The sequence below is a fragment of the Streptomyces sp. NPDC031379 genome (assembly GCF_055569615.1).
This window is the reverse complement of sequence record NZ_JBVIIT010000036.1, coordinates 1-13,431: the sequence shown is the minus strand read 5'-3', so window position 1 is coordinate 13,431 and position 13,431 is coordinate 1. Positions and strand designations below refer to the sequence as shown.

At 69.2% G+C, this 13,431-nt stretch carries 13 protein-coding genes; 7 read left to right on the top strand and 6 right to left on the bottom strand.

Features of this window, described 5'->3' with window-relative positions; translation table 11 throughout:
* Positions 1–241: 241 nt before the first annotated feature.
* Positions 242–814 carry a dihydrofolate reductase family protein gene (locus ACZ5CW_RS37250; protein WP_468609533.1) on the bottom strand — a complete coding sequence of 191 codons (573 nt, stop codon included), beginning with the start codon at positions 812–814 and terminating at the stop codon, positions 242–244.
* A 992-nt stretch (positions 815–1,806) separates the two neighbouring features.
* On the opposite strand from ACZ5CW_RS37250, the gene ACZ5CW_RS37245 reads away from it, so the two are divergent.
* From ACZ5CW_RS37245 to ACZ5CW_RS37235, 3 genes are read left to right on the top strand one after another with little or no spacing between them, the layout of a single operon-like run.
* The gene (locus ACZ5CW_RS37245) at positions 1,807–2,682 is read left to right on the top strand and encodes a phosphotransferase (protein WP_468609531.1); all 876 of its coding nucleotides are present in this window, start codon (positions 1,807–1,809) and stop codon (positions 2,680–2,682) included.
* On the top strand, positions 2,679–3,146 hold the full coding sequence (locus ACZ5CW_RS37240; protein WP_468609529.1) for an NUDIX domain-containing protein: 468 nt from the start codon (positions 2,679–2,681) through the stop codon (positions 3,144–3,146). Before ACZ5CW_RS37245 ends, ACZ5CW_RS37240 begins: the two co-directional genes overlap by 4 nt.
* Positions 3,143–5,134 (top strand): ABC transporter ATP-binding protein, encoded by a 1,992-nt coding sequence (locus tag ACZ5CW_RS37235; RefSeq protein WP_468609527.1) that lies wholly within the window; start codon positions 3,143–3,145, stop codon positions 5,132–5,134. Before ACZ5CW_RS37240 ends, ACZ5CW_RS37235 begins: the two co-directional genes overlap by 4 nt.
* Before the next feature lie 75 nt (positions 5,135–5,209).
* Here the strand turns inward: ACZ5CW_RS37235 and ACZ5CW_RS37230 are convergent, their stop codons facing one another.
* Positions 5,210–5,944, bottom strand: coding sequence for a DUF4232 domain-containing protein (locus ACZ5CW_RS37230; RefSeq protein WP_468609525.1), 735 nt, complete (start codon positions 5,942–5,944; stop codon positions 5,210–5,212).
* Between the two features lie 459 nt (positions 5,945–6,403).
* Between ACZ5CW_RS37230 and ACZ5CW_RS37225 the strand changes: the two genes are divergently transcribed.
* Complete coding sequence (locus tag ACZ5CW_RS37225; RefSeq protein WP_468609642.1) at positions 6,404–7,075, top strand: HEAT repeat domain-containing protein; 672 nt, start codon at positions 6,404–6,406, stop codon at positions 7,073–7,075.
* 3 nt (positions 7,076–7,078) lie between these two features.
* Entirely contained in the window at positions 7,079–8,083 is a 1,005-nt protein-coding gene (locus ACZ5CW_RS37220) for a MerR family transcriptional regulator (protein ID WP_468609523.1), read from the top strand.
* 266 nt (positions 8,084–8,349) lie between these two features.
* On the opposite strand, the gene ACZ5CW_RS37215 is transcribed toward ACZ5CW_RS37220, so the two are convergent.
* Entirely contained in the window at positions 8,350–8,949 is a 600-nt protein-coding gene (locus ACZ5CW_RS37215) for a TetR/AcrR family transcriptional regulator (protein WP_468609521.1), read from the bottom strand.
* A gap of 187 nt (positions 8,950–9,136) precedes the next feature.
* On the opposite strand from ACZ5CW_RS37215, the gene ACZ5CW_RS37210 reads away from it, so the two are divergent.
* Positions 9,137–9,673 (top strand): ATP-binding protein, encoded by a 537-nt coding sequence (locus ACZ5CW_RS37210; protein ID WP_468609519.1) that lies wholly within the window; start codon positions 9,137–9,139, stop codon positions 9,671–9,673.
* A 335-nt stretch (positions 9,674–10,008) separates the two neighbouring features.
* Here the strand turns inward: ACZ5CW_RS37210 and ACZ5CW_RS37205 are convergent, their stop codons facing one another.
* The 3 genes from ACZ5CW_RS37205 to ACZ5CW_RS37195 all read right to left on the bottom strand — a co-directional run bounded on the left by ACZ5CW_RS37205 (position 10,009) and on the right by ACZ5CW_RS37195 (position 12,926).
* On the bottom strand, positions 10,009–10,506 hold the full coding sequence (locus ACZ5CW_RS37205; protein ID WP_468609517.1) for an STAS domain-containing protein: 498 nt from the start codon (positions 10,504–10,506) through the stop codon (positions 10,009–10,011).
* A 531-nt stretch (positions 10,507–11,037) separates the two neighbouring features.
* Positions 11,038–11,451, bottom strand: a complete 414-nt coding sequence (locus ACZ5CW_RS37200) for a hypothetical protein (protein WP_468609515.1) — start codon at positions 11,449–11,451, stop codon at positions 11,038–11,040.
* Between the two features lie 617 nt (positions 11,452–12,068).
* Positions 12,069–12,926 carry a TetR/AcrR family transcriptional regulator gene (locus ACZ5CW_RS37195; RefSeq protein WP_468609513.1) on the bottom strand — a complete coding sequence of 286 codons (858 nt, stop codon included), beginning with the start codon at positions 12,924–12,926 and terminating at the stop codon, positions 12,069–12,071.
* Between ACZ5CW_RS37195 and ACZ5CW_RS37190 the strand changes: the two genes are divergently transcribed.
* Positions 12,916–13,431, top strand: a 516-nt coding sequence (locus tag ACZ5CW_RS37190) for an SDR family oxidoreductase (RefSeq protein ID WP_468609511.1), incomplete at its 3' end; no start/stop codon positions are given. The two genes, ACZ5CW_RS37195 and ACZ5CW_RS37190, sit on opposite strands and share 11 nt — an antisense overlap.

Below are 13,431 nucleotides of genomic sequence, written 5' to 3'. Positions count from 1 at the left end.
ACCCCGCACGTATGTGTCAGCCCGTGATCAGGCGCGGGCGCCCGGCGTGCGCAGCCCGCTCCACCGCCTTGGTCGGCCCAACCACAGGCCGGTGCACTCCCTGCCACGGCACCGGCCGTGCACTGCCGCCCCTCCCCCGCTACCGCGTGGGGGAGGACGTGCCGGCGCCGCCACGATGCTTGCCACCTGGCCTGACCTGCAGGTACGGGGACGCGTCGGCAGGGTGAGTGCGGGAGTCGTATCAGCGCACGACGTCGAAGACGTTCTTCTGCAGTCCGTTGGCGTACACCTCGTGCTCGACGAGCTTCAGCTTCTGGGCGTCCTTGTCCGTGGCGCTGAACAGACGCTTGCCCGCGCCGAGCAGGAGCGGGAAGACGAGCAGGTGATACCGGTCGATCAGGTCGGCGTCCGAGAGGGACTGGTTCAGGGAGGCGCTGCCATGGACGATGATCGGCCCGCCCTCGGTCTCCTTCAGTGCGGCAACCTCGTCGAGCGAGCGCAGGATCGTCGTCTCGCCCCAGTTCGACACCAGGTCGTCCTCGGTGAGGACGGAGGAGACGACGTACTTCGGCATGACCTTGTAGTCGGCGAAGTCCGCCATGTCCGGCCACACGGGGCTGAACGCCTCGTAGCTGACACGGCCCATCAGCATGGCGGTGGCTTCCTTCTGCTCCCGCCCCTTGATGTCGAAGGCCTCGGGAAGAAACTCGACGTCCTTGAAGGTCCACCCTGAGTTTCGGTAACCCGGCTCGCCTCCCGGGGCCTCCACGACACCGTCGAGCGATAGGAAAGCAGTGCTGATCAGGGTGCGCATCTTTGGGTCCTCGGTGTCTCGTGTCCAGGTTCTGGGCGAATCGGTCCGTGCACGCTTCGGCCGCACTCTCGGCTGAGGCGCACCGACCATGATCTCTGACTGTCGATCACGCAGAAACTCATCGGCCGGCGCCCGCCTTTTTTCGACGAGATCGGCGATCCGGATCACCTTGGGGACGCAGCGGGCGTGTGCCGCGCTTGTCGTACCAGCGGTATCCGACGTTGACGCCTTCGCGGTAGGTGACGCCGCCGTCGCGTCCGGAACAGGCGGAGGCGTCGCCGCCGACCGGAGTGCGCTCCTTGGAGGTCGGGCTCTTTTCGTTGTCATGGCGGCTCCCGGCCGTACCAGCGCGGCCGTTACTCGGAATCGGATGTGAAGGGCCGCTGCCTCAGCTGCGGGTAGCTCCCGGCAGGCTGCGGCGGCACGAGCCGCCGTTCCTGTCCCTGCACATCGCTGTCGTCCTGCTTGCCGCGCTCGTCATCGGGCAGGTGGTGGGCTGCCTGACCGCGCTGACCGGCGCGCCGACTGCGGGTGCCGTGCTGGCCGGCCTGGCCGTGGCCGGCTCCGGCGTGCCCGTGTTGCGCCCTCTCATCAGCCGGTCCCCCTGAGCGCCGCCCCGGGTCACGACGTGAGGCGTCCCTGGATGATCGCGCTGCGCAATCCCCCGCAAGCAGTACCTGAACCCACATGAGTGATCGAACACAGGATCACAACACGGCGCCCTCAGTCACAGTTGGGGAGCCCCATCTATTCGAAATTCCGTTCTAGATTTCGCCCCCGCGCACCCGTGACGGCGACGGGAAACACCCCGTTACCCGATCACCTGTCCGCATCCAGCCTCGAGGAGCACCCATGCATACCTTGCGCCGCCCTGCGCTCGTTCATCCTGCGTTCGAAGGCACCGCTCCCTCGCCGGGCACCTCCGCTCGCCTCGCCGACGGCTGCGGCGGACACCTCGCCAACGGTTCACGACCGGATACGAGGTACCTGGCATGACGGACTTCGCTTGTCTGCCCACACCGCTCGCATCTTGGGTGGACAGGGTTCTGGGACCCGTCCAGGCCGTGCGCGACTTCGCGCGTACGCGGGCCGATTCGATGGTGTGGAAGGTGACCGGACACACCGGCGATCACTACGTGAAGGTGGCGCCCAAGCCGGTCTTCTATACCCGCGAGACCCGCGCCTACCGTCAGGCCGTCCCACGCCTCGGCCACGCCCACGCCCCCATGCTGAAGGACAGCTCCGCCGAACTGCTGGCCCTGCTCCTCACCGCCGCGGACGGCGAGCCTCTCAAGGGCGAGACGTCACCCGCCCGGCGCCGCGCCGCACACGAGCAAGCCGGCCGACTCCTGCGCTGCTTCCACGAGGCACTGCCCGGCCACGAGGCGCGCGACGACGCCACACACAGCGTCGAGACCACACTGACCGGCCTGCAGAAGCACATCGCCGAAGCTGGTGACCACCTGTCCACCGCAGAGGCGGACATGCTCCGCCGCATCGTCAGGATGCTCCCCGCCCTCGGTCCCCTCCCCGCCGGACTCCGCCATGGGGACTTCCAGGAACGCAACCTCTTGTGGAACGGCCGGCGCTGCGCGCTGATCGACTTCGAGCACAGCGACCCGGGCCCCCTGGTCGCCGACTTCGTGAAGCTCGCCGCCACCGTATGGCCGGAACACCCAGAGCTGCGCACTGCCTTGTTCACGGGATACGGGCGGCCCCTCTCCGGCACGGAGGAGCAGGCGCTCGTGGTGTTCGCCGCGGCCGACGCAGCCGGCGCCCTCGCCTACGGCTCCCGCCACGGCGACACGTTCGTGACCGCACGCGGCCGGCGCACCGTCGAGCGCCTGGCCCAGGGGGGATGGCGATGAGCGAGGCCCCTCACCTGCTGATCGCGGACGTGGCCCAGGTCCTGCTGCGCGCGAACGGATCCGCTCTGTGCGTGCGCCGGAAACCCGAGGCGGCCCTGGCACCGGGACAGCTCACCGTCGTGGGAGGGCATCTCCAGGCCGGCGAACCTCTGGACCATGCCGCCCGGCGAGAGGCGCAGGAGGAGACCGGCGTCCGTATCAGCGCCGAACAGCAGGAATTCTGCGGACTCGTCCACCACCACGCGCCCGGCGGAAGGGACCGGATCACCGCTGTGTTCGTGGCCCAGTCCTGGACCGGCGAACCGCACAACGCCGAACCGGACAAGCACGAAGGGCTCTTCTGGGTGTCGATGGAGAAACCCCCGCCGGACTGCCACCCCTACACCACTGCCATCTTCCACATGCTCACCCACGGTCCGTCGTACCGGGCACTGGACTGGCCCACCCAAGGAGGCGTCAGGTGAAGAGGTTCTTCGGACGCGTACGGATGGCCGAACCACGAGTCTCCGACGCCGAACAGGAACTGTTCGGCGGCCCGTTGCGCTACGACATGGGCTGGTCCCAACACGAGCACGCCGCACTCGACTTGACCATGATGTCCGCGCTCCGCTCCATGCCGGCACTGGTCGGAGCGACACTGCGCATGGCGTGGAATGCCGACCGCCGGGCCCTCATCGCGGTAGCGGTCAGCGAGACGGGACAAGGCATCACCGCAGCCCTCGGCCTGTTCGCCGTCAACGCCGTCATGCACGCCCTGCTCTCCGGAACCGGCAGCGCCCCTCAGCGGCTGCACGCCCTGCTGCCCGGCCTTCTGGCCGGTGCCGCCATCGCCGTCGTCAACTCCGCCCTCGCCGCGTGGTCCACCTCGCGGGCCGGGCGCCTGGAGCCACTCGTCGAACGGATCGCCACCACTCAATACCTGGCCGCAGCCGCCGGCGTCGAGCTGGAAGCCATCGACGACCCCGACTTCCGCCGACTCGTCGACATCGCCCAGCACGGCCCGGGCGCCGCCCGCCGCATGATCAGCGCCTGCGTGGCCGCGCTGAACGGGATCATCTCGCTGATCACCACGGCCGGCGTGCTCACCGTCCTGCACCCGGCCCTGCTGCCCATGCTGATCCTCATCGCTGCCCCACGTGGCTGGGGCGCCATGCGTGTGGCACAGGAGCGGTACGTGTCGGTGATGAGCTGGATCGAGCATGTGCGGGCCAGCCGCCTCATCGGGAACCTGCTCACCGAGCGCAGCGCCGCCCAGGAGGTCCGCATCCATGCCGTCGGCGGCTTCCTCCTCAGCCGCTACCAGCAGATGGCCGAGAGCGCCGAAGCCGAGCAGGAGCGACTGGCCTCCAGCAAGGCCCTCACCGAGTGGGTCGCTGCCGCGCTGTCCGGCCTGGCCATGGCGACGACGTACGGCACCATGTTCTGGCTGATCATGAGCGGTCACATGAGCCTCGCGGTCGCCGGCACCGCCGTGATCGCCGTGCGGACCGGTTCGGCGAGCCTGGGCGCGCTGGTGATGAACGTGAACCAGCTGCACGAGGAGTCCCTGTACGTCCGCGACCACGGACGTTTCCTGACCCAAGCGGCGCACCGCACCATCCCCGAGGGCGGTGCCCCGGTCCCCGGCCAGATCAAGGAGATCGTCCTCGAACACGTCACCTACCGCTACCCAGACCGCGACACCCCTGCCCTCGACGATGTGACGCTCACGCTGCCCATGGGATCGGTCACCGCCGTCGTGGGCGAGAACGGCTCCGGCAAGAGCACGCTGATGAAGATCCTCTCCGGCATGCTGCTGCCTCAGGACGGCACCCTGCGGTGGGGACACGCGGACATCACCGAACTCGACCGGTCCCAGGTCTTCGACCGTGTCTCCCTGCTCACCCAGGACTTCCAACGCTGGCCCCTGACCGCCGCGATGAACATCCGGCTCGGCCGGCCCGGCCACGGCGCCTCACCGCAGCACCTGCAGCCGTCGGTCGACTACGCCGGGGCCGGCCCCATCGTCGCCAGACTCCCCGACGGACTGCAGAGCCTGCTTGCCCGCATGTTCCGCGGAGCCATCGAACTCTCCGGCGGCGAATGGCAGAAAGTGGGGCTCGCCCGCACCCACTGGCGCAGCTCAACATCTCGGGCGGACAGCGTCCTCATCGTCGACGAGCCCACCTCCGCCCTCGACCCCGAAGCCGAGATCGAAGCCTTCGACCGCATCCGCCGTCTCGCCGACCCGAACCGGGCCGTCGTCCTCGTCACTCACCGCATGTCCGGCGTCCGCCACGCCGACCGCATCTACGTACTCAACCACGGACACCTCGCCGAGCACGGCACCCACGACGAACTCATGGCCGCACAAGGCCGCTACGCCGCCATGTTCGCCGCGCAGGCCGCCCAGTACGCCCCCACCGCAAGCATCCCGAACCCCGCCTCACCCACCGTCGCGGATCCCGCATGACCCCACCGACGGCCTCACCGCTCACGCGGTGGGGCCAGAACCCAGGGTCTTCATCACTCTTCTGAGGCGTGCGGGTCAGCCGCCCTGACCGGCGCTTCCGACCGGGCCGACCTTCACCGGGGAGCCGGCGCCCTCCGTGACCGGCAGCGTGCCGGCGCCCGGCCAGTGGAGGGTGACCGTCTTCGTCTCGTTCGGCGGGGTCACCAGCAGCGCGGTGACACGGACGCCGGAGCCGCCCGACGTGTTGACCGGGTAGGTGACGCCGAAGGCCACCGACTGCCCGTTCTTGAGGATGATCGAGCTGGCCGGCTCGCCAGTGCGCTTCGCGGACAGTGACCCCGAGTTGGTCTTCAGATCGACGCCTGCGTACCCAGACATCGCACAGTCCCGGCCGCCGCGGTTCTTCAGCTGCACCGCGACGGTGCCATCGGGGTCGCCGGTGATGGTGCTGTCCGTCGCCGTGATCTCCAGCTCGTCGGTACGGCACTTGCCGGCCTTGCCGTTCTCGTCGGAGCCGGTCCCGGCGGCCGTGCCCTGCCCGCCGGAGCCCTTCCCGGAGGAGCCCTTCCCGGAGGAGCTGTTCCCGGCAGAGTCGTTCCCCGCGGAGTCGTTCCCGGCAGAGTCGTTCCCGCCGCCCTGATTGCTGCCCGTGGTCGACGAGCCGGACGGGGTGACCGCCTCGCCGGACGGAGTGGCGGACGAAGAGCCCTGCGCGGCGCCCGAGTCCGCGTCCTGACACGCCGTCATCAGCATGGCGCCGCCGACGAGGGCTGCGGAGACGAGTAATGCCTTGCGACGGTTGCCGGACATGAAAGACCCCCTGCTATCCAGTCGTTGGAGCCGAAGCGGTTTCGGCTCCTCGGTACTTGCTTGATGACTATGAAGGGGCTGTGAACCGAGGGGATCCCGGCGTCGCCGTTCCACGACACCGCTGTCGCAGACCGGTGACATGGTCACGGGGTGAGGGAACAAGAGGCAACCCGATAAGGCCCGTTCGGCGCTCTGGCGACGACACGCCCGCCCCGGTGACAGCCATCGCGGTTCGGCTCGGTGGACCGGTTTATAGGCCGTCGCTTCGCCGCTCGCCCCCGATGCCCGCCCCCGGGACGCGGTGATGAGCGCCTGCAACTACTTCCGGGCGGTGGGGGCGGCGACACCGAAGCCGCCCTGGACTTCGTCGCCGCCGAATCGCGGATGCCCGCGCAGCGGGTCCTGTTTGACCTTGACACGGTGACAGGGTCTTCACTGCTTGCCGAGGAGGTGGTCTCGATGACGATCACGAGACAGGACACGGATGCGGTAAGAGCACTCCAGGGGTTGGAGGACGGCCGTTCGTCCGTGCGGCTGCGGACTGCTATGGCGGTCGGCATGACGCCTGACCCACGCTTCGTCGGCAAGCTCATCGAGCGTTGCGCGGTCGAGCCCGAGTTCTTCGTCCGCGACATGCTGACCTGGGCCCTCACCCGCCACCCTGTATCCGTGACGCTTCCCGAGCTGCTCCGCGAAGTACGCTCGGAGCGTGCGCAGGCACGGAGCCAGGCGCTGCACACGCTGTCCAAGATCGGTGACCGGCAGGCCTGGCCCGCGATCACACGGACACTCCTGGCCGACGCCGACGACGAGGTGGCGCGAAGCGCCTGGCGAGCCGCGGTCGTGCTCGTGCCGGAAGGCGAGCAGTCCGCGTTGGCCACGGTGTTGGCGACGCAGCTCGGGCGCGGTGAGCGCGAGACGCGGCTGAGCCTCAGCCGGGCACTGGTCGCGCTGGGTGAAGTGATCGTGCCGGCTCTTCGTTCTGCGACGACGGCCCCCGACCCGCGCATGCGCGCGCACGCGCTCGCCACACATCGGCTGCTGCGCGACCCGGCCGCCGGATTCGATTACGCGATCGAGGAGGCGAAGCGCGTCGTGGCCCTCGGCGCGTCTGGCCAGGAGGGACGATAGGGCGTGTTGATCGGTGAGGTGGCGCGACGGTCCGGGGTCAGTGCCCGCATGCTCCGGCATTACGAGTCGCTCGGTCTGGTGCGCCCGTCGGGTCGTACCGGCTCCGGGTATCGGGAGTACTCCGGCGAGGACATCCGGCGGATCTTCCACATCGAGAGCCTGCGGTCGCTGGGACTGTCGCTGCGTGAGATCGGACGCGCCCTCGACGATCCCGGCTTCACGCCGTCGGCACTCGTCGACGACCTCATCCGTCAGACGCGCGACCGCATCGCGGCCGAGACCGAGCTGCTCACACGGCTCCGCCGGATCCATGCCGCGGACCCCGCCGGCTGGGAGGGCGTCCTCCAGGTCGTCGCGCTCCTCCAAGCACTGGGGTCGAAGAGTGCCGACACGCGCCAGCGCGCGGCCCTCTCCTCGGTCGACGAGGCCCCGGTGCCGGTGGAGGCCCTGGTCGAGGCAGCACTCAGCGAGACGGAGCCGAACGTCGCCGGGGCCCTGCGATGGGCGCTGGCACGATCGGGCGACGGCGTCCCGGCCCTGCTGGCGGAAGGCCTCAGCTCACCGGTGGCCGTGGTGCGGGAACGTGCCGTTCAGTGCCTCGCCGAGATGCCCGGTGGTGAAGCTACCGCGCAGCTGCGGAATGCCCTCGCGAGCCCCGACGCCGTGGTCCGCGGGTATGCGGCTTTGGCGCTCGGCACGCGTGGTGTTGCCGATGCGCTCCCGACGCTCATCGACATGATCGTGGAGGGAAGGAACGACACCGACGCAGCCGATGCATTGAGCGTGCTGGCGAGCGACACCGCGACGGCGGATCAGATCGCGGCCAGACTCGACGACCGCCTCGCCCACGACACCACCACGGCGCCTGCCCGCGGGCGGCTGACCCAGGCTCTGGCGGGCATCCCGGGAACGCGGGCGTCACGTGCCCTCGTGGAGCTGTCGCATGACGCGGACCGTGCTGTTGCGCTGACTGCGGCGTACGTCCTTCAGCTACGCGACGCACGGTGACGGATCTCGTCGGTCCGCGTACGCGGCCCACGGGGCGATGGGCCTTGCGTTTGCGTATCGAACTCCGGGCTCGGGGCCGGCCCGGACAGGGCGACGACGTCTTCTCGGTTGCGCACGGATGCGGCTGGTGTCGCACGAGGGGCTGTCGGCCTGGCACGTCGTGCCATGGCATGGTCCCCCTCGTCTGATCTCGGCAAGACTGCGGCGCAGATCTTCAGGTCTCCGGATCGTGTCGGGGGGCGCGTCTACTTCTCACGCCATGGTCCTCACATCGGGATGTGCCATCCGGGTTCCAGGCTGTCGAGGAGGGCGTGGAAGGCCTTGTCGGCGTGGTCCCAGTGGCCGTCCGCGAGTGGGGCGATCAGGAGTCCGACGGAGGCGTCGGTCAGGAGCCTGGCCTGGGTCCGGGATCGGTCCTGGCCCATGCCGAGGTCACGGAAGACGGAGGTGAGCAGGGCCGTCCATTCGGTGACGATGTCGCGCATGACAGGCCCGTAGCGGTCCGGGTGAAACACGCTGGCGCTCATGATCTCGAGGTAGAGAGGAAGTGTGGCGCGTACGTCGGGGTCGCTGAATTGCTGCCACACCTCCTCCATGAAGCGGCGCAGGCCGGCAGGGCTTGTGGGCGCGCCGACGGTTCTCAGCAGTTCGCGGGCGCGCAGGAGGGGCCGGCGCTCGTAGATGTCGAGGGCCTCGGCGATCATCCGTTCCTTGGTGCCGAAGTAGTACAGGAGCATGCGGTCGCTGGTGCCCAGGGCCTTGGCCAGCGGGCGCAGGGACAGGTCCGCGAGGCCGTTGCGCATCACGTACTCGCGGACCTGGTCGAGCAGGAAGCGCCGCTTGGCCGGATCGGGTGGGCGAGGCATGCAGGCTCCTGGATGCGTGAGGGCCACAACTCCCGGATGTCCGTTGTGACACTTTTGGGCAGGTCTTTACTGTAGCAACCGCTTCGTATATATTTTAGGTGTAACGACCGCTACATGTAGCGCCTGACACACGCCCGACACGCTCGCCGGCGGACCCTCCGCCGCCTGCCCAGAAAGGACTGATCTCATGGTCATCCAGGCCATCGGCCACGCCATCGGCTCTCGCCGGGGAGATCGGTCTTCTCATGTCGGTGCACTTTCGTGGGCCGCCAGGCAGTGGGCGCTGTGGGCCCGCACGCTCGCACCGCTGCGACCGCTGGACGCGCCGCGCGGCCGGGCCACGGCCTGGGACGCCTCCTGGCCCCTGCAGCGAGAACTGACATCGGTGCGCCGAGCCCGGCGTCTGGTGACCGCGCAACTGGGCGACTGGGCTTTGGACGACCTGGCCGAGACCGCCGAGCTGCTGGTCAGCGAACTGGTCACCAACGCCCTGCGGCACACGCGCGGCCCGCTGAGGCTCAATCTGCGACTGCGCCACTCCCGCCTGCTGTGCGAGGTCGAGGACACCGAGCCCTCCGGCCCTGTGCGCAACGTGGTCGACCCAGACGCGGAAGGCGGCCGCGGCACCGAACTCCTCGACCTGCTCGCCGACTCCTGGGGCAGCATTCGAACAGCCACAGGCAAGACCATCTGGTTCGAGCTGCAAGCCGAAGACCGCCCGTGAGACGCGCACACCGCCATGACCGGACTGCGATCACTCATAGGTGTGTCTCTTCTGAACACCCGGCATTGGACACGGCGACGCGTGCAGCACGTCGCCCCCCCCCGTGGACGCCTAGCGCAGAAGAGGGGCCCGCACCGTGCCCGGCTCCGGCCGGGCACGGCTCACCTCGTTCCGGGAAGGCATACACCTGCACCACCTGCACCCAGGAGGGCCCGCCCCCGATGACTGCCAAGCCCCGACGCCCACCTCAACCATGCCGCCACAACGACCAGCGGCACGCGACACGGTCTCCCCCTGGGCGCCTAGCAGGATGCGAGCCCGAAATCTGCCCGGCTTCAGGTCCTTCTCGCCGCCCACGTCAGCAACAAGGGCCAGCGCGGCCCCCTACGGTGGCCCGACGCTCTGGCCGTCACATCGCAGCAGGGCGCGGGCGACGGGACTGCTGTGCCACGTCCTGCAGTCACGCGGAAATGAGTGCTGGTGCCGGTGAGTTCCAGGACGCGCTGCGGCTGGGCCTGCAGGCCGGACAGTTCCAGCAGTCCGCCCTGCGCACCGGCGTTCCGGTGCAGGCTTTGCAGCAGGCCCAGGCCGCCGGCGTCCATGAACGACACACCCGCGAGGTCCAGGCAGAGCGTGCGGTTGCGCAAGCTGATGACGTCGGTGGCCCGGGTGACCTGCGGGCAACTGTCACGGTCCAGTTCGCCGGCCACAGTGACCACGATTCGGTCGAAGTGATCGCTGACGCCCACGGTGAGTGACGGCATGGGTAAAAACCACCGTTCGGGAGCAAAGCCCATCACGGTCGGCTCCCACTGCAGGAAGTAGGCCGTCAAGCGCGCGGCACACGGCGCCGCTCACAGCCGAGCAAGACCACCCGCACCTTCCGCCGGCCACGCTTCTCCTGTCACCACTCGGCGGCGCGGGGTCTCCCACCAGACCAGGCTGGTTCTCCCGCAGCGTGTCACAGCCGTGCCCCCGACACCAGGCCGCCTTGGCACACCGACAGCCGGCCAGGGCCCTTGTAGCAGAGCATTCGAGCAGGTCGAGCCGCTCGCGGACGGCTGGGCGAAGACAGCACAGTGAGCCACCCCCGCGTCCGAGGCAAACGACAGGGCGGCACAGTCGCTGGTGCAGTGTCGGTTCTGCTGCCCACTCAGCGGGCAGAGCAGGTTGTCCATACCGTGCACCGGGTCCTCGCCCGCCACGGCCTGAACCGCCTGGCCCCCTTTGACCGGCCCACCGGGCAGATCATCCGCCGCTGCGAACGAGCCCGGCGCCGCCGAAGTCGTCCACGTCGTGTGTTGTGGCACGCTGGCCGGCCACTCTGAGCGTCGCAGTGGACCGGCCCGACGAACCCAGGTCGGTCAGCAGTTGACGGGGGGATTACCGGAAGCGACTCGGCAGTAGTCCGATCCGAGTCCGCCGTCGACGGTGCCCGCGTTCGGGCCGACGAAGATGAAGTCGCCGTCGGCGTCGCCGAGGATCCTGCCGTTCGCCGTGGTCCCGGCGTTGGCCGTGATGGAGTCGCCGCCGGCGCCGCCGGCGACAGTGCCGGCAACGATGCCGTTGATGACGATGTAGTCGCTCCCGCCCAAGCCGTCGACGCTGTCGCTCGAGGCAAGGGCGCCGCAGCTGATGTAGTCGGGGCCGGCCGTACCACTGACGGTCGTACCGGACACGGGACGGCCGTTGACCGTACATGAAGTCAGGGCTTGCGCAGGCGTCGCGGTCAGGGCGAGGGGAGCGGCCACGAGGGTGGCGGCGCAGAGTGTACGCATCGCGTGTCTGATCATGTTATGAGTGGTTCATGACGACTTCATGATCGCAATTCTGCACCGTCGGTGACTCAACCGTCCGGGTCAGTCTGCCGCCCAAGTGCCTCACCGAGGGTGCCAGTCGGTCGATCGGGTGCGTGGCTGGTGTCCGGGGCTGGAGTCCAGGGCCCGTTCCGCAGGGACGACGCCTACGCGGGGAAGCGCGCCGTGAGGTGTTGGCCGCGATTGTCCTCGTCGCCACGTGGGAAAGCACGTGGCAACAGGTGCAGACCGCCTCGCGGAGCAAGGCCAGGCCCGAACCCTGTCGATCGGGGCTAGTACGGCTCGCAGATCCGCCTCATCACCGACGTAACGGTCTGCCCCTGACCGTTGGGGTATCCGGGGCCAGCGTCCACGAACAGCCAGGCCCCGATCCCGCTCGTCCAGGGCATCCCGCCCATTCGTTCCCGTCGCGGCCCCAGGCGGCGCGGGCCGGCCAAGCTCCACGCCGACAAGGGCTGCGACTACGGCCACCTGCGGCGATGCTTGTCGACACGCGGCATCCGGCACAGGATCGCCCGCAAGGGGATCGAGGCCACTCTGTTGGCCGCCGGCGGCCGGCTTATGTCATCGGTCTGGCGCTATGCCGCTCGGGCGATGCGGTCGAGCAATTCGGTGAGCAAGCCGTGCTCGCCCGGTGTCAGCACGCCGGTCTGCGGGAGGAGGGCACGCAGGGCGAGTGCCGCACCGGCGGGACCTGGTGACGTCGGGGCGGGAGCGTCGGTGGTGATCGCGGTGATGACCGCCTCCCTCGCCAGATGGGACACGGTGAGGTCCCGGCGGCCCTCGGGGGTGGCGATGAGAGCGAGGGTGGTGCCGCCGCCGACGGCGAGGACCAGCTCGGCGGCGCGTGCTTCGTCGACCCGCAGTCGGCCGGCCTCGGCGATCCGGTGGATATGGGCGCCCAGCATTTCCAGCGCGGCCAAGGCGGCGGGCGACATGGCGTCGGGGCGGGGCTCCGCGTACATAAGGGTGTACAGGGCCGGGTTGGCAAGACCGAATTCCAGGTTGAGGTTCCAGCCGGTGCGCAGGTCCTCGACCGGATCACCCGTCGGCTCGAGGCCGGCCTTCGCGCCGAGATGGGTTGCGAAGCCGTGCGCGGCGACCGCGTCGAGCAAGCCCTGCTTGTCGCCGAAGAGCCGGTAGATGGTCGGCGCCTGGACGCCGGCCGCGGTGCCGACCGCGCGGGTCGACACCGCTTCGCGTCCGCCTTCTGTGAGAAGCCGGATGGCGGCAGCGATGATCCGTTCACGGTTGCTCTCCGGCGAGGCGGAGGGGTCGGTGTCCATGGTTTCCAATGATAACAACTCCCTGTTAGCGTTATGCAGAATCATCGGTAACATGGGACCGTTAGCAACGGAAACGTCGAGGTCGATGATCCGCCACGGCGCCCGGCGCGCCGCAACCGTCCCACTGCAGGAGGCTTCCGTGATCGTCATCACCGCTCCCACTGGCCGGATCGGCCACCAGGTCCTCGATGCGCTGCTCGACAGCGGTCAGCCGGTCCGGGTGATCGCCCGCGACCCCTCCCGGCTGGCCCCCCGGACGCGTGAGCACACCGAGGTCGTGCAGGGCTCGCACCATGACCCCGTGGCCCTTGCCGAGGCGTTCAAGGGCGCCGACAGCGTCCTGTGGCTGGTTCCCCCGAACCCTGGCGCCGACGACATCCAGGAGCACTACCTCGGCTTCACCCGCCCGGCCTGCGATGCCTTCGAGGCCCAGGGCATCAAGCGCGTCGTCGGCATCACCAGCCTGGGCCGCGCCTACGGAAAGAACGCCGGGCTGCTGTCGCCCGCGTTCGCGATGGACGACATGATCGAGCAAGCCGGAGTGAACTACCGGGCCCTAGGGGAGTGTCTTTCCGATCATCCGATCGTTGGACTGGTCGTGAGGGATGGGGAGATATCTGATGCCGCGTGGTCGGTGATCGAGCCGTTGCTGCCG

Bases quoted from the DNA above. Each gene is read 5' to 3' on its own strand.
- ACZ5CW_RS37250 (WP_468609533.1), bottom strand. From the start codon at position 814: ATGCGCACCCTGATCAGCACTGCTTTCCTATCGCTCGACGGTGTCGTG.
- ACZ5CW_RS37245 (WP_468609531.1), top strand. From the start codon at position 1,807: ATGACGGACTTCGCTTGTCTGCCCACACCGCTCGCATCTTGGGTGGAC.
- ACZ5CW_RS37240 (WP_468609529.1), top strand. From the start codon at position 2,679: ATGAGCGAGGCCCCTCACCTGCTGATCGCGGACGTGGCCCAGGTCCTG.
- ACZ5CW_RS37230 (WP_468609525.1), bottom strand. From the start codon at position 5,944: ATGTCCGGCAACCGTCGCAAGGCATTACTCGTCTCCGCAGCCCTCGTC.
- ACZ5CW_RS37225 (WP_468609642.1), top strand. From the start codon at position 6,404: ATGACGATCACGAGACAGGACACGGATGCGGTAAGAGCACTCCAGGGG.
- ACZ5CW_RS37215 (WP_468609521.1), bottom strand. From the start codon at position 8,949: ATGCCTCGCCCACCCGATCCGGCCAAGCGGCGCTTCCTGCTCGACCAG.
- ACZ5CW_RS37210 (WP_468609519.1), top strand. From the start codon at position 9,137: ATGGTCATCCAGGCCATCGGCCACGCCATCGGCTCTCGCCGGGGAGAT.
- ACZ5CW_RS37200 (WP_468609515.1), bottom strand. From the start codon at position 11,451: ATGCGTACACTCTGCGCCGCCACCCTCGTGGCCGCTCCCCTCGCCCTG.
- ACZ5CW_RS37195 (WP_468609513.1), bottom strand. From the start codon at position 12,926: ATGACGATCACGGAAGCCTCCTGCAGTGGGACGGTTGCGGCGCGCCGG.